The 17,601-nt window shown below is 51.2% G+C and carries 14 protein-coding genes, 1 tRNA gene and 2 rRNA genes (1 of these 17 cut by a window edge); 9 read left to right on the top strand and 8 right to left on the bottom strand.

The genetic code is table 11. From position 1 onward, the window contains the following. Window positions 1–9: 9 nt before the first annotated feature. From Ga0123461_RS01985 to Ga0123461_RS01960, 6 genes are all read right to left on the bottom strand, one after another. Window positions 10–2,298 carry a hybrid sensor histidine kinase/response regulator gene (locus tag Ga0123461_RS01985; protein ID WP_198507092.1) on the bottom strand — a complete coding sequence of 763 codons (2,289 nt, stop codon included), beginning with the start codon at window positions 2,296–2,298 and terminating at the stop codon, window positions 10–12. Continuing rightward, a complete protein-coding gene (locus Ga0123461_RS01980; protein WP_100276804.1) occupies window positions 2,295–2,981 on the bottom strand; it encodes a chemotaxis protein CheW in 687 nt (228 codons plus the stop codon). The genes Ga0123461_RS01985 and Ga0123461_RS01980 overlap by 4 nt, the downstream gene beginning before the upstream one ends. Beyond that, window positions 2,978–4,264, bottom strand: coding sequence for a CheR family methyltransferase (locus Ga0123461_RS01975; protein WP_157819195.1), 1,287 nt, complete (start codon window positions 4,262–4,264; stop codon window positions 2,978–2,980). The genes Ga0123461_RS01980 and Ga0123461_RS01975 overlap by 4 nt, the downstream gene beginning before the upstream one ends. After that, the gene (locus Ga0123461_RS01970; RefSeq protein ID WP_100276802.1) at window positions 4,261–4,728 is read right to left on the bottom strand and encodes a chemotaxis protein CheW; all 468 of its coding nucleotides are present in this window, start codon (window positions 4,726–4,728) and stop codon (window positions 4,261–4,263) included. The genes Ga0123461_RS01975 and Ga0123461_RS01970 overlap by 4 nt, the downstream gene beginning before the upstream one ends. A gap of 33 nt (window positions 4,729–4,761) precedes the next feature. After that, window positions 4,762–6,420: a methyl-accepting chemotaxis protein gene (locus Ga0123461_RS01965; protein WP_100276801.1), complete on the bottom strand. Its 1,659-nt coding sequence runs from the start codon at window positions 6,418–6,420 to the stop codon at window positions 4,762–4,764. 158 nt (window positions 6,421–6,578) lie between these two features. Then, window positions 6,579–8,447 carry a DEAD/DEAH box helicase gene (locus Ga0123461_RS01960; RefSeq protein WP_100276800.1) on the bottom strand — a complete coding sequence of 623 codons (1,869 nt, stop codon included), beginning with the start codon at window positions 8,445–8,447 and terminating at the stop codon, window positions 6,579–6,581. Between the two features lie 174 nt (window positions 8,448–8,621). Here Ga0123461_RS01960 and Ga0123461_RS01955 point away from each other — a divergent pair, with 174 nt between their 5' ends. From Ga0123461_RS01955 to Ga0123461_RS01915, 9 genes are all read left to right on the top strand, one after another. Continuing rightward, window positions 8,622–11,273, top strand: a complete 2,652-nt coding sequence (locus Ga0123461_RS01955; protein ID WP_198507091.1) for a hybrid sensor histidine kinase/response regulator — start codon at window positions 8,622–8,624, stop codon at window positions 11,271–11,273. 105 nt (window positions 11,274–11,378) lie between these two features. Then, window positions 11,379–11,729 carry a DUF1456 family protein gene (locus tag Ga0123461_RS01950; RefSeq protein WP_100276799.1) on the top strand — a complete coding sequence of 117 codons (351 nt, stop codon included), beginning with the start codon at window positions 11,379–11,381 and terminating at the stop codon, window positions 11,727–11,729. Between the two features lie 84 nt (window positions 11,730–11,813). Next, window positions 11,814–12,557: a DNA polymerase III subunit epsilon gene (gene dnaQ / locus Ga0123461_RS01945; RefSeq protein ID WP_100276798.1), complete on the top strand. Its 744-nt coding sequence runs from the start codon at window positions 11,814–11,816 to the stop codon at window positions 12,555–12,557. Between the two features lie 23 nt (window positions 12,558–12,580). Beyond that, window positions 12,581–12,654, top strand: a tRNA-Gly gene (locus tag Ga0123461_RS01940). A gap of 26 nt (window positions 12,655–12,680) precedes the next feature. Beyond that, entirely contained in the window at window positions 12,681–13,322 is a 642-nt protein-coding gene (locus tag Ga0123461_RS01935) for an ATP-binding cassette domain-containing protein (protein WP_100276797.1), read from the top strand. Further along, window positions 13,315–14,094 (top strand): hypothetical protein, encoded by a 780-nt coding sequence (locus Ga0123461_RS01930; RefSeq protein ID WP_100276796.1) that lies wholly within the window; start codon window positions 13,315–13,317, stop codon window positions 14,092–14,094. The genes Ga0123461_RS01935 and Ga0123461_RS01930 overlap by 8 nt, the downstream gene beginning before the upstream one ends. 5 nt (window positions 14,095–14,099) lie before the next feature. Next, entirely contained in the window at window positions 14,100–14,288 is a 189-nt protein-coding gene (locus Ga0123461_RS01925; RefSeq protein WP_100276795.1) for a DNA gyrase inhibitor YacG, read from the top strand. Next, window positions 14,281–14,739: a hypothetical protein gene (locus tag Ga0123461_RS01920; protein WP_100276794.1), complete on the top strand. Its 459-nt coding sequence runs from the start codon at window positions 14,281–14,283 to the stop codon at window positions 14,737–14,739. Before Ga0123461_RS01925 ends, Ga0123461_RS01920 begins: the two co-directional genes overlap by 8 nt. A 1-nt stretch (window position 14,740) precedes the next feature. Further along, window positions 14,741–15,313: a Maf family protein gene (locus Ga0123461_RS01915; RefSeq protein ID WP_100276793.1), complete on the top strand. Its 573-nt coding sequence runs from the start codon at window positions 14,741–14,743 to the stop codon at window positions 15,311–15,313. A 74-nt stretch (window positions 15,314–15,387) separates the two neighbouring features. Here the strand turns inward: Ga0123461_RS01915 and rrf are convergent. Beyond that, window positions 15,388–15,502 (bottom strand): 5S ribosomal RNA (gene rrf, locus Ga0123461_RS01910). Window positions 15,503–15,586: 84 nt separating this feature from the next. After that, window positions 15,587–17,601, bottom strand: a 23S ribosomal RNA gene (locus Ga0123461_RS01905); it runs 938 nt beyond the window's last position.

Raw genomic sequence — 17,601 nt, 5'->3', positions numbered from 1 at the left:
TCGCCTTTCCTAGCTTGCCTTGCCAATCAGATCCACCACTGTCTCCAGCAGGGTTTCATCATGAAAACTGCTTTTTGTCAGGTAGGAGTCAGCGCCCGCATCAAGACCACGCATACGATCCTCATCACTCTCCTTGTAGGAGACAATAATCACCGGCGTATCCCTGAGCCTGACATCACTCTTAATCAGGCTGACGAATTCGATGCCATCCATACGTGGCATGTCCACATCACTGATCACCAGATCAAATCCACCTGAGCGAACCGTGTTCAGTCCATCCATACCGTCCACTGCGACTTCAACTTCATATCCACGAGAAACCAGAAGCTTGCGCTCCACCTCCCGAACGGTAAGCGAGTCGTCAACCACCAGAATACGCTTGGCAACAGCCTTGCCGCTGGAACCACCACCCTGACTGACGCGACCAAGCTTCCCATCGCCAATAAGCTTGGCGATCGAGCGAAGCAGGTCATTAACATCAAAGATCAGGATTGGGGATCCATCAGCCGTCACTGCAGCGGCACTGATATCCTTCACCTTACCCAACCTAGGGTTCAGCACCTTCTCGACCAGATCTCTCTCGCCGAGAAAATCGTCTACAATCAGGCCATAGAGTGACTCCATTGTGCCTACAACAACAATTGAATAGCTGTCGCTGCTGCCTGCCTCCGGCGGCAGCCCCAGAACTTCTCTGGCCGAAACAAGTCCAATCTGCTGAGATCCCAGAGTGATATACTGGCGTCCTTCAATGCGCTCAATCTCATCAATCCTGCACTTCAGTGTCCGATTGATATGGACGAGAGGGAAGGCGTATGGCTCCCCGCCAATATCCACCAACAATGCGCGAACAACCGAAAGCGTGATGGGCAGCAGCAGTTCAAAGCGCATGCCCGCCCCATTTCGGGCGCTGCTATGCAATGTGCCGCGCACATCCCGGATCATACTGGCAACAATATCCAGGCCCACGCCACGACCGGAAATTTCAGTCACCTTCTCCTTCATGGTGAATTTGGGAAGAAATAGGAATGACATCAACTCGGATTCAGTCATTCGATCCACCATCTCTTTGGTCGCATGACCATTACGGATCACTTTCTCCCTTAATGCATCGAGATCCACTCCTCGCCCATCATCACTTACTGAAATACGCAACATACCAGATTGATGTATCGCTTCGAGCTGAATCACCCCCTCTTCGGGTTTACCCTGACTTCGGCGTTCTTCGGGTATTTCGAGCCCGTGATCAATGGCATTGCGAATCAGGTGATTCAGTGGCGATTCAATTTTCTCAAGAATGTCCCGATCTACTGAAGTCTCGAGCCCTGTGATCTCCAAACGCACCTTTTTACCCAGGTCTCTTGCCAGATCCCGCACCATCCGCCTGAATCCAGGCACGCCATCACCAAAAGGGCGCATACGACTGGCAACCGTCTGATGATAGAGACGATGCGACAGGCTGGAGACATAGCGGCTATGCATTTCAAGGTCCTCCTGCTGCTCTGCAAGCAATAGCCGGCACTGCTCTGCTTTGCGTTGGACACTTTTCAATCTGGCACTACCTGTAGATGAATCCACCTCAGAGACAGAGGGCTCCAGGCCACTCAACATTTTCTCCAGTTCAGAGAGGCGGCGTTTAAGCTGCAACATGGAGTCGGAGAATGGCCTGAGCCACTGCCACTCCACCTGCATCTCACTTGCCAGGGCAAGCATGCGATCAAGATGTTCTGAGCTCAGGCGCAGCACCCGATCCTTGGATTCATCCCGGCCAACATCTTCCGGCCTATCCTCTACAACTGGCGTTTTAACTTTAGCAGCTGAATCCACATCATTTTCTGCAGTGCTCTGTTGCACTCGTTTGCTATTAGAGCCCTGCTCTTCAGCTTCTTCCGGTTCCGCATCCAGAATCGCAGCCATGCCCGCAACAAGCGCATTGATCTCCACATCATGGCCTTCGAACCATGAATTTGCTTCGCTCTCCTGCAGGTTTGATATCTGCGAAAGCATGTCCACGCCAGAGAGCAGGACATCAACGGCTGTTGCGCCAAGTACGATCAGGCCTCCCTGGGCAGCAACAAAACAGTCCTCCATCTGATGCGCAATGCGTACCGCACCATCAAGACTGATGATTCGTGCTGCCCCCTTGATGGAGTGGGCTGCTCGCATCAGAGCTTCGAGGGTATCTGCTGCCAGTGGATCACGCTCCAGCTCCAGCAGTCCTTCACTCAGTACTGCAGCCTGGTTCTCCGTTTCAACACGGAAGAGCTCCATCATGGAGAAGCCGCTCAGATCATCGTTCACTGAATACTCCTCAGCAGCTTCTCAAACAGGATTTTCTCATCCAGCACTGCGACATGGTGCCCATTCCAGCGTAACAGCCCCTTGCTGTTGACGCTTGTCTCCTCAGGCAGTGTTGAAGGCAACTCTCGCAGTTCACTTGGATGGTAGGAGTGAATACCACACGCTTCACTCACATAAAAGGCCAACCTCTCCCCCTCCAAGGAAATGAGAAGCAAGCGACCAATTGCCTTGCTGTCATCCGATTCTTCTTTTGTAAAATCTTTATCTACGCCGAGTAATTTTCCAACTGAGACGCATAACTGCATCTCTCCACGAACATTAACCAGCCCCAGAAGGATTGGATTACTGCGATGGGGAATACTGTGCACATTGCGTAATTCCAGCACCTCGGCCAGCTGCCGGGTGGGAATGGCAAACCACTCCGGTCCTATACGGAAGATAAATAGCGAAACCTGCCCTGGCATCGACTCTTGCTGCGGCTCTGCTAGCTGTTTTGTCCAAGCCTGCATATAACCTGCAGGAGGCCTTCTATCCAGCAGCTGACGGCCGGCTCGGGAGTAGACCTCACAATTACGGCAGTGGTGGCAGCTGATCAGTTCGGGACACTGTTTGTCTCCCCATACCCCGATCCTTTTCCAGCAATCGTCTATTTCAAACTCAGGTTTGATTTTTGGCGAGGTCATGGGTTAGACCTCAGGTGGCCTTGCAGACGTTGAATTCGGCTGCGCAACTGCTGCGCAGCCTTGAGCTCACCAAGCTGATCGAGTAACAGTGCAAGGTGTACAAGCGCCTCATAATGATTCGGGTCCAGGTATAAAGCTTTACGAAACCCCTCCTTGGCCCGCTCTTTATCCCCCTGCGTATCGAGAATAAGGCCCATAAGAAACCATGCCTGGGCCGAGTTGCCCTTCTCCTTAAGAAAGTCTTCGCATTGCTGGAGCGCCTCCTCAAGCAACCCCTTATCCGCCAGCCTGGAGGCCTCTTCAAGCATGGCTCCCTTTTCTTGCTTTACTTTCATGCTTTCGATTTTCCGGTCTGAAACAGCAGACAAAGGCCGGGTTGGTTTTTTCTTTGCGGGCCTGTGGAGTGAATCAGGCTTCTTAGGTTTGGGAATTACGGGCACCCGGGACAGGGCTCGCAATTTAGGGCGGGAGGTGCGAGCAGCCTCGTCACTACCCAGAGGGCGATAAGCAAAGGCCATAGAGTGAGGGACAGCAGCGAAGCGCTCTTTCCACATAAGGCCTGTTTCAGCATGACCGACAAACAGAAACCCATCTTGATTTAGCATGGCAGACAGAATTCTGGCGGTCCTATCACGGTCAGGCTGATTAAAGTAAATTAAAAGATTGCGGCAAAAAATAATATCGTAGGAACCGAATCTGTTGACCTGGCTATGATCCAGGATATTGGCCTGGTGGAAGTTGACTGCCCGGCGAACCTGAGATTCAAGCGCATAACCTGTTTTTATCTTATTGAAATGGTGCTGGCGGAAATCCAGATGTTCTCCACGGAATGAACCCTTTCCGTACACGGCCTTCTGGGCTTTATTCAGGTTTTGGCTACTGATATCTATCGCATCGATGTGAAATTCATCGGTTTTATAACCGGCATCAAGCAGTGCCATGGCCATCGAATAGGGCTCCTCTCCAGTGGAGCAGGGTATGCTAAGCAGGCGGGGGGTTCTGCTTGGGTGTGCACGTTTCCACTTTCCAGAGAGGTGTTTCACCATAAGCTGAAAGGCAGCATCGTTACGAAAGAACCATGTTTCCGGTACAACGACTTCCTCAATCATGGCTTTCATCTCATCTGGTGAATCATTCAACAGGGCCAGAAACCGCTTTTCATCGCTCACACCTGTTTCACGCATTCGCTTACGGATAGCATTGAGGATGACCCCGGAGCCGACACTGGCCTGATCCAGCCCCATCGCCTCCTGTAACATCGATGCGATTCTATCCGCGCTCAATGCTCTTCTCCCAAATGACTTTGAAAAAGAAGCTCCTGCACTTTACCGGGTAGGAGCTTGTCTATTTCAATCCATTGAATCAAACCATCCTGCTCGCGGGCAACACCACCCAGATAGGGGGCTTTTGGAGAGTCCAGACCTGTAGCGCTGAAATCTTCCTCTTGCCGCCGCATGGTTTCGTTAACCTGCTCGGCCAGAAGTCCAAGCAGATGCTCCTCATTGTTACCGGCTCTGTAATTCACCAGAATAATTCGGCTACTCAGCCTCTGCCGGCACTTCCTTGCCAGGCTCAAGGCACACAGGTCGATAACTGGCACACTGCTGCCCTGGTAATGCATCACCCCGGCAACCCAATCAGGTGCCTTGGGTATTTTTTTCATACTGACCCGGGGAATGACCTTGTGCACCTTTGATACCTCCAGCGCATAACGTTCATCATCCATAGAGAAGCAGAGTAGAAGCATGATTTTCGTATTATCCGTTGCCTGACCGGAGCTTCACGCTTTCACCTTGAATATCGCCGCGCCCTCCTGCATACCGCGGGCGGCCTCATTGAGCTCACCAATCGCGTCATTCGAATGGCGGACAAACTCTGCGGTTTGCTGTGCTGCCTCTCTCAGGGCACTCATGGCCTCACTAATCTGCTCAGCCCCTTCAACCTGCGCCTGCAGACCTTCGTTCACAGATTCAATATGTGGTGCCAGAGCCTGTGCCTGATCGATAATCTTCTCCAACTGCACGCCTGCATTTTTTGCTTCGCTCACACTGCTATGAATCTCTTCTGCAAACTTATCCATGCTCATAACACCCGCAGAAATAGCTGAGCGCACCTCGCCAACCATCTGTTCTATGTCATAGGTGGCCACAGCCGTCTGATCCGCAAGGCGCCTGATTTCAGTGGCCACGACAGCGAAACCTCTTCCATATTCACCCGCTTTTTCAGCTTCGATTGCCGCATTAAGAGAGAGAAGGTTGGTTTGATCTGCCACCTTGTTAATCGTCAGAACCATGTTGCCAATATTGCTCGCCTTCTCATTCAGGTCCGCCAGCTTGTCTGCAATTGAACCGGAAGCCTTGGCCATGTGATTCATGGTGGCATCCAGGCTAGCCAGGATCTCCTGCCCTTCACTGGCCGATTCTGCTGTCCCCAGTGCGAGGTGGGTCACCTCTTCGGTCGCTTGCCCCAGCTGCTTGGATGTGGCCGAAATTTCATTGACTGAGGCAGCGACCTGACTGGTGGTTGCTGCATGTTCAGTGGCGGTCGCCTCCTGCTCTTTGGTGGATGCAGCAATTTCAGTCACGGAGCTGGCCACCTGTATCCCGGACTTCTGCACCCGGGATACCAGCATGGAGAGCTTGCTGACCATCGTGTTTACCGCTTCAGAGAGTAAGCCAAGTTCATCCTTGGTATTAATGCTAGAGACCGCAGTCAGGTCTCCATCAGCAACACGCTGAACCATGTCAGAGATCTGCTTCAGTGGCTGGGCCACAACACGCTGGCTGATAAATACGGCGATGAAGATACTGACAATCAACAAGATAATAAGTTCAATAATAATGGAGCGGATCTCCTGCTCGATCAAATCCTGTGACACCTTATTATTTGCAGCGATGGTTTTTGCGAGTTCATCCTCAGCTTTACTCAAATCATCCAGAAGAACTGCAAATTTCTCATTAAACACCGAATCCAGGCGTTTATCAGACACCATGTCGGCGGCGCTTTCTCCAACATCTCCATAGCGCTGTTCAGCCAGAGCCACAAAAGCCGACAAGTCATTCATGAACTTGCTTACTGAAGCTCGCACAACAGAGTCCTCGATTGCGATAACCTTTACTTCGCTATTTTCACCGCCATTAAGAAGTGCGCCCCCGAGCCAGCGAGCCTCTTCAAAGTGAGCAAAAATCTTCTCTTTCTCTTCCGCTCTCTTTCCTAAGGAGGTCTCTTCAAGCCAGAGGTGTCCCTGTAGCACTTCGACCTTAGCTTCCATAATCGCATCCCAGGCCGGCGCGTCCCTTTCAGCCATAGAACGAGTGACCTTGTTAATCTCGGAGACCTGGATCAAAGTAAATGCCGAAGAGAGCGCGAAAAGCAAAACGACCACTGCAAATCCAAGCAGTAATTTTTCGCGAATTTTTAAGTTATTTAGAAATCCCATATGCAAAGCTCCTATCCCAGCGACTTAGACTAGCTGACAATCACTTTGGAAAACAACACGTTTCATCTATTGAGGAGGTCGATTATTTTGGCTCATGCATAAAAAAAAGCCGCCCCAAGGAGGAGCGGCTTTTGTCTTTTACCGGTGAGCAGGTCGATTTACTTCCTGCGGGGTGGCTTGCTCCCGCCTCTTGGTCCATTGCCCTGACGCGGTGGACGCTTGCCACCCCTTGGTCCGGCCGGTCCAACACTCCGTTTTTTCGTAGGCGCAGGCCTGGAATCCCCGGAGTCACTCAGGCAGGTGGCATCAAGCGTACGCCCGGCAACCCGAATTTCACGAAACTGCTTGAACAGCTCATTGGGCATGCCTTCCGGCAGGTCGACAGTGCTGTGATCATCCATAATCTGGATATTACCGATAAATTCGGAATCCAGACCCATCTCGTTGGCAATAGCCCCAACGATATTGCCCGGTTTCACATCGTGCGTTTCACCGACCTCAATACGGTAGCGCGCCATGCCCCTCTCAGGCCTGGGGCCGCTAAACGTAGCTGCAGACCTCTCTCTGCGAGGTGCGCGATCAGATGAATCCGATGTCTCGCTGCGGCTTCTGCTCATGCTCCTGCGTTTATCATCAGCTTCGAATCGTGGATTGCGATCTGAACCATCACGAGACTCAGGGCGCGTACGTCGTGGCTGATCCTTAAGCAGAAGTGATTTATCACCCTGAGCCATGCGGGCCAGTGCTGCAGCGATCTGAGCATCAGAAACATCATGTTCGACCCGGTACTGCTCAACAATCTGGGCAAACAGCGTCATGTCTTCATCTGATGCCAGCGTATCAGAAATGCGCTGCTTGAACTCGCCAATGCGTTTATTGTTAATGCTTTCAGTGGTCGGCATTTCATACTGCTCGATCCTCTGCTTCGTCGCTTGCTCAATACTGTAAAGCATGCGTTTCTCGCGTGGTGCTACAAAGAGAATAGCATCACCTTTACGTCCCGCCCTGCCGGTGCGGCCGATGCGGTGAACATAGGGTTCAGTATCGTTAGGAATGTCGTAGTTGATCACATGCGAAATTCGGTCTACATCCAGCCCGCGTGCTGCCACATCAGTAGCTACAACGATATCAATCGTGCCACTCTTCAGGCGGTTAACCGTCGACTCACGCATTTTCTGGGTGATATCACCGTTCAGGGCTGCTGCGGAAAATCCGCGCGCCTCCAGTTTGGTTGCGATCTCTTCGGTCGCCGATTTGGTGCGCACAAAGACGATCATGCCATCGAACGTTTCTGCCTCAAGAATGCGGGTCAGCGCTTCCAGCTTTTCGCGACCACTGACCATCAGAAAACGCTGGCGGATAGTTTCGGCAGTAGAGGTCTTCACCTTCACTGTAATATGCGCAGGATTATTGAGGTGCTCCTCTGCAATCTTGCGGATGACTGGCGGCATGGTCGCCGAGAAGAGTGCAATCTGACGCTTAGAAGGGGTCTGCTCAAGCACCCACTTCACATCGTCGATAAAGCCCATACGTAGCATTTCGTCAGCTTCATCCAGTACAAGTGCGCGAAGGCCGTCGAGCTTGAGTGTGCCACGGCGCATGTGGTCCATTACACGACCCGGAGTCCCTACCACAACATGCACGCCACGTTTAAGGGCGCGCAACTGAATTTCATAGCTCTGGCCGCCGTAGATCGGCAGCACATGGAAGCCCCGCATATGCTTCGCATAGATCTGGAATGCCTCAGCAACCTGAATAGCCAGTTCGCGCGTTGGTGCCAGCACCAGCAGCTGCGGTGAGCTTTTGTTCAAATCAATATGGGAGAGCAGCGGCAGAGCAAAGGCTCCGGTTTTACCCGTACCTGTCTGCGCCTGGCCCACGAGATCCCTGCCCTCTAATAACAGTGGAATCGTCTGTGCCTGAATTGGGGATGGTGTTTCATAACCCACATCTTGAACGCCTTTAAGCACGTCTGGGTGTAGGTTCAGCTCACTAAAGGTAGGCTGAATGTTTTCATTTGTAGTCATTAATTATATACCTGCGGAAATTACCGATCGCGAAGAATGCCTTTAACTACGTTAAGATACCATGAAATATATGAGGACAGCCATAAAGGGGCTATTCATGCGGCACCAATATTGCTAGCCATACAGGGTTGACTATTTCCCAAACTAAACTGAATGGACTCGCGGAGAGAAGGGATGCAAGAACATAGAAGCCATGTAGAACTTGATTCAATTTCCGAATTTAACACCCTTCTGTTTGATGTGATGGATGACGGTGTATTGATCGTCAACCATCAGGGAAAGATTTTTGACTGCAATCCCTCCTTCCATCGCCGACTTGGCTATGCCAAAGATGAAGTGGTGGAAAAATCCGTGGTCGAACTCGACACCCCTGAATTTGCAGCCAAGGTTCCCGCTCGCATTCAGCAAATCCTTGAACATGGTTCCGCCGTGTTTGAAACAGCCCACTGCCGCAAAGATGGCTCCATTATGCCCGTTGAGCTTAATGCACGTTTTCTAAATGTTGGTGGTGAAACATATATCTTTGCCATAGTGCGCGACATCTCCGAACGAAAGCAGAGTGAGAACTTGATCCTGGAAAAAGAGCAGCAGTGGCAGTCTCTCTTCCAGCACGCTTCAGAAGGCATCTTCATTGCCGACCTTGAAGGGTGCTATAAAGATGTGAACAGCACCGGCTGTAAAATGCTGGGCTACGAGCGCGATGAACTTATCGGAAAAAGCATTATCGACCTTCTTGCTCCGAAGGATCTTGACCGCCTCCCTTCTCATAAAAAATACCTTCTGAAGGGTGAATCCGAGGTCTCCGAATGGACCTTGAAAAAGAAGGATGGGAGCCCTATTTCCGTTGAGATCAGCGCCAGAATCATTGATGATGGCAAGTGGCTAGGGTTCGTTCGCGACATCTCTGAACGCAAGCGTTTGTATGTTGAGTTGAAGGAGAAGGAGCGCAAGTACAATGCTCTCGTAGAAACATCTGCGGATGGTTTCTGGGTGTCTGACTCGCAGGGGCACATCATCGAGGTCAATGAAGCCTATGCGAAACGCTCCGGCTACAGCCGCGAAGAACTTCTGAGCATGCGTATCCCTGACATCGAAGCATCTGAAACAACCGAAGAGACCAGAGCCCATATTGAGAAAATAATCCGCGAAGGGCATGACCGCTTTGAGACATGGCACCGAACCAAGAGTGGTGAGATCTGGCCAGTAGAGATTGTCACCACATTCTATCCCTTCAATGGCGGCACATTCATGGTTTTCGCTGTCGACATCAGCGAGAGAAGGCTTGCTCAGCAGGAGATAGCAAAGCAGCAGAAAGAGCTCTCGAAGCTTTCACTGGCCCTGCAGCAGGCAGGCGAAGGAATTATGATCACCTCCCGCGATGCGAGTATTGAATACATAAACCGTTCTTTTACAGGCATCACCGGTTACACTGCTGAAGATATCATTGGCCATAATACCTCGCTGCTCAAGAGCGAAGCACAGGACCCGGAGGTGTATCGAGACCTTTGGCAAACTATCTCCAGTGGCAATATATGGGAGGGAAGCCTCATAGAACGACGCAAGGATGGAAGCTTCTTTCCAGCTCTCCTCTCCATTGCCCCCATCTTGGATGGCGATGGTACAATCACGCACTATGTCTCCATCATGAAGGATGTCACCGAGCAGAAAAGGATGGAGAATCAACTGCTGCAAGCTCAGAAGATGGAGTCAATGGGCACTCTGGTCGGCGGTATTGCGCACGACTTCAACAACATGCTGGCAGCGCTTCAGGGCAATGTATTCCTAGCCATCAGGAATCTTAAAGAACCGGAAACGGTCAAGATTAAACTGCAAACCATCCATAAACTGGCAACCAATGCCAGCGGCGTCGTAAAACAGCTGCTCACCTTTGCCAAAAAGGATATTGTAGATATTGAGCCGCTTGACCTGAACACTCTGATAAGCGACGCCTTCAAACTTGCCCGAAGTACAATTCCGGAAAACATCGACCGTCACCTGGAGATCTGCGATGAACCGCTGAGGGTAAATGCCGATATCACCCAGCTTCAGCAGGTACTGATCAACCTGTCGAACAATGCACGGGATGCCCTTGATGGCACCGACCACCCCAAGATCGAATGGAGCGTGCAGAAATATCAGGCCTCTGATTCATTCAAGAAAGAACACCCAGAGGCAGAGACAGGTGAGTTTGCCAGAATTTCAGTGAAGGATAATGGCTGTGGCATTAAGAGTGTCCACCTGAATGCAATCTTCGACCCTTTCTTCACCACCAAGGAGACGGGTAAAGGCACTGGGCTGGGGCTTGCCATGGTCTTCGGCTCTATAGAGCGCCACGGTGGTATTCTCGAAGTGGAAAGCCAACCTGGAGAAGGCACTGCATTTCACATCTACCTTCCCCTTGTCGAGGCCCCTATCATTGATGCGACAATTGCTGATGATTCATCCGTTCAGGGCAATCAGGAAACGATCCTACTGGCCGATGATGAAGAGAGTTTGCGCTTAACCACATCAGAGGTATTGCAGGGTCTTGGTTACCAGGTTATCGAGGCCAGTGATGGAGAGCAGGCACTATCCCTCTTTTTGCAGCATCAGGATCAGATTGATCTGATTCTGTCCGATATTGTCATGCCTGGAATCGGAGGTGTAGACTTGGCCAAAGAGATTCGCAAGATGGGAAGCAATGTTCCGATTATTCTTGCAACCGGCTATGACAGGGAACTTGTCACATCGGGCAACGCAGTTATTGCGAACTGTGAAATTCTGACCAAACCCTATTCTTTTGAAGGGTTAAGCCAGATAATGAACCAGATGCTTTCAAAGAATTAAGCTCAGCATGAGGCACCTACAATGATTGCACGAGTAATCGTGTCGCTGAACTTCTTTTCATAATATTGCTGGCCTTACTGGAAGGTAGGTGGTTACGCTACGCCCATGACCAAAAACAATATTCTTAAAAAAATAGCAATCGCCAACAATCTTAAGCATTTCGAGATCAAAGAGATTTTTGAGCTGGGCGACTTTGAATTCAGCAGCAGCCAGATCAAGGCTTTCATGGCCGGGTCTCAAAACAAGAACTTCGAAAAGCTCACTGATGAGCAGTTTGAAGGATTCCTCAACGGCTTCATCCTCTACTCCCGAGGTCCGGTGGATGAGCCCACCCTGCTGCCGCGCACCATCGAGAACTTCATCATCGGCCTGATTGAATCAGGGAACACCGGTGCTATTGAAGAGATCCGCTGCCTGATCGAAGATGTAAATGATGAGGTTGGGAGCGTGGATTAACACCTAACGCCTGAGGTTTGCCCTTCTTTCAGCACAGCTGCAGTTACGCATTGGCAGAAATAGAAAGAGGGCTATACTGCCGCCATGCGATTGATCATGCTCGACACCGAAACCACGGGGCTATCGCCTCTCAATGGCGACCGCATGGTCGAGATCGGTGCAATCGAAGTACTCAATCGCAAAGTTCTTTCCGGCGATAAGCACGTTTTTCATCACTACATCAATCCAGAGCGTAATATCCCTGCTGAGGTAGTACGCATTCACGGCATCGACAATGCCAAGGTGAAAAACAAGCCTACCTTCAAAGAGATTGCACAGGACTTCCTCGATTTCATCGAAGGGGCCACGCTGGTTATCCATAATGCCTCGTTTGACCTTGGCTTCATTATGAACGAATTGCGCCTGAATGGATTTCATAACATTGAAAACACCCTGGTGATCGATACGCTGGCTTTTGCTCGCAAGAAACACCCGAATCAGCGAAATAATCTTGATGCCCTTTGTGACCGTTACAACATAGAACGCGGACATCGCGATCTGCACGGCGCACTGCTCGACTCGGAGCTACTGGCCGAGGTCTATCTTGGCATGACTGGTGGTCGCCAGTTCTCGCTCGGCATGGATATTCCGAGCCTGCCCGCTTCAAGTTTTGTACAGCTCCCTGAACAGTCCAGAGGCCGCGATGAGAAGGCTGAAACAGCGAATATCATGAAACGCAATTCACTGCCTATTGCCGACCATGAGCATGAAGCGCACATTTCGATGATGAAACGCATCCACAAGGAGAGCGACGGACAGACCATCTGGCATCATCCGGAACTGGCCTGATTAAAGTTTCACACAACACGACTGCGGGTGTAGTTCAATGGTAGAACGGCAGCTTCCCAAGCTGCATACGAGGGTTCGATTCCCTTCACCCGCTCCATCTTTTATGACAATCTGCGCACAAGCATGAAATCCACCCCATTACCCGAGAATCCCACCCTGATCCTTAGCGATGCCGAGCAAGCAGTTAAAGCCGCACCCGGAGAAATCATTCTGCTTACCGGTGAGGTTGGAAGCGGCAAAAGCCTGTGGTTGAAACGGCTGGCAGGGCTGGTTGCGTTACCATCCCATACTTCGGCCAGCATCAATGGACAAGAGCCAGGCAAAGTGATCGGCACAGTAAGGATGCTGTTTGACCAGCAACCTCCGCTCTGGCTCGGCCAGAGCGTGGTCGAAGAGTTATCATTCGGCCTGAAAGATAGACCTGACCCGGAAAGGTTATCTGAACTGCTTGCCGACTGGCGCTTGAGTACACTTGACCCTGGCTGCGAATTAACATCACTCAACCGGCTTCAGACGGCTCGCTTAAACCTTGCTTCCATGGCACTGGCCAGGCCTTCAGTCGCGCTTCTTGATAACCCTACGGATGCCCTGCCTGAACCTGATGCAATCGCCCTTCGCGATGATATTGCAGCGTGGGTGCATCGATCCAGTACAACCGTAGTCGTTGCCTGTAATCGCTGGCATGATTGGCAACCGGTAGCTACGCAATCCTGGCGGGTTACCGCTGCAGAGGATCTGCCGCACAGGGAGGGCAGGTATGAGTAACATGGTTCAATTCTCTTTCTCGTTAAGTTCTCGCATGCGTTCATTTATCGAACTGCGGGATGCCCTCGCCTGCCTTGAATCCGCCCATCTCTCACATAATGGTCCGGCATGGCTTCATGCCGCCTGTGATCTTAGCACATCACTGCTGGGTGACCATGGACGCAAGCCAGTTGTCCCGGAAGTTATTGGCCTGCTTCAGGATGTAGAGACCTATCTGGAAGATCTTTGCAAGGATGCCCCGCACTACCAGGAGCATATTCAAAAGGCCTGCTTTGAAATCGAACATCACATGCATCAACTGGCAACGGGTGTGCCAGATGCTGCGCGAATCCTCAGTGGTGACGCACTGCTTTCTGCCTACCTCAATGCACAGAAAAAACATGACTGGCTGGGCCATAAGCTCTGCCTGCAACAGAGCTTAAAGGCAATCTGGAAGCATTCAGATCTACGGACCATGCCGCTGCACCATGCCCTGACCCCGCTCCACGAGGCCGTGAGTTTTCTTGATAGCATGCTCAACGATTTTGTTGCCTGGAAACAGGAGGTTGCTGTTGGCGGCAGTGGGCATATCACCCCTGACAGAAAAGTCGCCTATGGCCTGCTAGTCGTTTCACTTCCTGAAGAGGCTGTAGCAAGTGGCATTATCCCGGACATCTCTGGCAACCGACTGGCAATCAGGATTCGTTTTCAGCAGTGGTTACCTGGTGAGCCAACGAAAGATTATAAAGAGGATCAGCCCTATGCGATGATGCTGATCCCCATTGGAGGCTGAAGACTGTGGAAAGTGCATCAACCCCTTCTTTTCGCTGCCCGAACTGCAAAAAGGCAGTCTCTCGTGATAGCGAAAACTTCCCCTTCTGCTGTGACCGCTGCCGTATAATTGATCTCGGACGCTGGGCTACGGGTGATTACCGAATCGCGGGAGATCCCGCGCTAATTCCGGATGAACCTGAGGGTTATGGCTGATTCGGACACCCGGCTCATCCCACCGCTATTAAGCTATTCAGCAATAAGCGTTGCGCTTCTTCTTCCCGTACTTGTCTGGCCACTTCAAGGCCTGAATGATGGTGCCCATTCGCTTGCTTTTGAGACTGACTGGCTGATCACTGCCAGCGCTCTGCTACTCTGCGCCGTCACTGCCGACACAATTCTCTATCACCAGCCCGTCGATTCAAAATGGCCGCTCTTTGCCGCCATATGGATACTGGCAACCAGCATGGCTGTTTCACTTGCTCTGCGTTCGGAACTTGGCTCCTACCTTCTTGCAACCATGTTCAGCCTGCATGCGATCCGTTCAGGGCTGAGGCTCTGGCTGAATGGAGATGCATGGTGGCTCACTGTGGCCTGTGTTCGCGACACGATAGCAGCACTCTCCATCTTCGGCTGGATCATCATTATTTCAATGGCTCACTCATAACATGGCAGAGTTGATTCTTGCATCAACATCTCCTTATCGAAGAGTATTGCTCCAGCGACTTCACCTTCCTTTTCAGCAGGTGGATCCCCAGTTCATTGAAGCAGAACCCGGTTATATGCCTCCTGCTGAGCTGGTTCTGCATAACACGAAAGGAAAGGCCGATAATGTGCTGGCGCGATACCCCCAAGCCACAGTAATTGCATCCGATCAGCTTGCTGTTTGTCAGGATATGGTGCTGGGAAAACCTGGTTCTGCTGAAAAAGCGTGCGAGCAGCTTGCCATGCTCTCAGGTAAAAGCGTGACATTCCTGACCGGGCTTGCCCTATTCAGCCAAAGGGAGAAGCGCAGTGAAATCATCTCTTTTCGTGTCTATTTCAGGGAGTTTAGCCGTGATGAAATCAGAACCTATGTTGAGCTGGAAAACCCAGTCGACTGTGCTGGCAGTTTCAAATCTGAAGGGCTGGGTATTTCTCTGTTTGAGCGCATGGAAGGGGATGATCCTACAGCACTGATAGGGCTACCCCTGATCCGTCTAAGCCAGTGGCTAAAACCGTTAAAGCAACTTAGAAGTTAAACAGAAAAATTTAAGGACAAACAAAAAAAGCCCCACCGGAGCTTTTGGCTCAACGGTGGGGCTTTGTATTAAATTCCTGGCATCGACCTACTCTCCCACAACGAACGCTGCAGTACCATCGGCGCAAAGGAGCTTAGCTTCTGAGTTCGGGATGGGATCAGGCGTTTCCTCCTCGCTATAAACACCAGGAAACTGGTGGATTGAATCGGTTAAGATCCAATCTATAACAAGTACTTTGTGATAATCTGTAATATTCCAATGTCTTAACGTTGCATGGTCAAGCCACACGGGCAATTAGTACAGGTCAGCTCCAAGTGTTGCCACTCTTCCACACCCTGCCTATCAACGTGGTAGTCTTCCACGGCCCTTTAGGGAGCTTAAAGCTCCGGGAGAATTTATCTCGAGGCTGGCTTCCCGCTTAGATGCCTTCAGCGGTTATCCATTCCAAACGTAGCTACCCTGCAATGCTCTTGGCAGAACAACAGGAACACCAGAGGTTTGTCCATCCCGGTCCTCTCGTACTAAGGACAGATCCTCTCAATTCTCCAACGCCCACGGTAGATAGGGACCGAACTGTCTCACGACGTTCTAAACCCAGCTCACGTACCACTTTAATCGGCGAACAGCCGAACCCTTGGGACCTGCTCCAGCCCCAGGATGTGATGAGCCGACATCGAGGTGCCAAACTCCCCCGTCGATATGAACTCTTGGGGGGAATCAGCCTGTTATCCCCGGCGTACCTTTTATCCGTTGAGCGATGGCTCTTCCACTCGAAACCACCGGATCACTAGAACCGTCTTTCGACCCTGCTCGACTTGTCAGTCTCGCAGTCAGTCACACTTATACTCTTGCGCTCAATGGCTGATTTCCGACCAGCCTGAGTGTAACTTCGCGCGCCTCCGTTACTCTTTAGGAGGCGACCGCCCCAGTCAAACTACCCACCAGACAATGTCCCAGACCCGGATAACGGGCCTTGGTTAGAACCCAAGCATATTCAGGGTGGTATCTCAAAGATGGCTCCCCTACGACTGGCGTCGCAGGTTCAAAGCCTCCCACCTATTCTGCACAAAATATACCTAGATCCAATGTCAAGCTATAGTAAAGGTGCACGGGGTCTTTCCGTCTAGCCGCGGGAATGCTGCATCTTCACAGCAAATTCAATTTCGCTGAGTCTCTGGTTGAGACAGTGGGGAAGTCGTTACGCCATTCGTGCAGGTCGGAACTTACCCGACAAGGAATTTCGCTACCTTAGGACCGTTATAGTTACGGCCGCCGTTTACTGGGGCTTCGATTCAGAGCTTCGCCTTGCGGCTAACCCCACCTCTTAACCTTCCAGCACCGGGCAGGCGTCACACCCTATACATCGCCTTACGGCTTAGCAGAGTGCTGTGTTTTTAGTAAACAGTCGCTACCCCCTGGTCACTGCAACCCTCTTCTGCTTCACGAGCGAATCGCTACACATACAAAGGGCACCCCTTCTCCCGAAGTTACGGGGCCAATTTGCCGAGTTCCTTAACCAGAGTTATCTCAAGCACCTTAGGCTTCTCGCCTCACCCACCTGTGTCGGTTTACGGTACGGTCAACTTTAGACTGAAGCTTAGAGGATTTTCTTGGAAGCATAGGATCACTGACTTCGCTCAAACCGAAGTAAGAGCACGACATAACACCTCAGCGTTAAAGAGAGTCCGGATTTGCCAAAACTCTCCGCCTACATGCTTGTACCGGGACAACCAAACGCCCGGATCAGCTACCTTTCTCCGTCCCCCCATCGCATCTAAAGTCGGTACAGGAATATTAACCTGTTTCCCATCGACTACGCATTTCTGCCTCGCCTTAGGGGCCGACTAACCCTGCCCTGATTAGCATGGTGCAGGAATCCTTGGGTTTTCGGTGAACGGGTTTTTCACCCGTTTTATCGCTACTTATGCCAACATTCTCACTTCTGATACCTCCACCACTCCTTACAGTATGGCTTCGCAGGCTTACAGAACGCTCTCCTACCGCGCAGATAAATCTGCACCCGTAGCTTCGGTGGTATGTTTAGCCCCGTTATATCTTCCGCGCAGACCGACTCGACCAGTGAGCTATTACGCTTTCTTTAAAGGATAGCTGCTTCTAAGCTAACCTCCTGGCTGTTTTTGCCTTTCCACTTCGTTTTCCACTTAACATACACTTGGGGACCTTAGCTGACGGTCTGGGTTGTATCCCTCTTGACAACGGACGTTAGCATTCGCTGTCTGTCTCCCATGATTGCACTCCTCGGTATTCGGAGTTTGGTTAGGTTTGGT

Origin of the sequence: Mariprofundus aestuarium, assembly GCF_002795805.1 — a bacterium.
GTDB lineage: Bacteria > Pseudomonadota > Zetaproteobacteria > Mariprofundales > Mariprofundaceae > Mariprofundus > Mariprofundus aestuarium.
The sequence above is the reverse complement of the archived record's forward strand: the minus strand, read 5'-3'. Positions and strand labels throughout refer to the sequence as shown.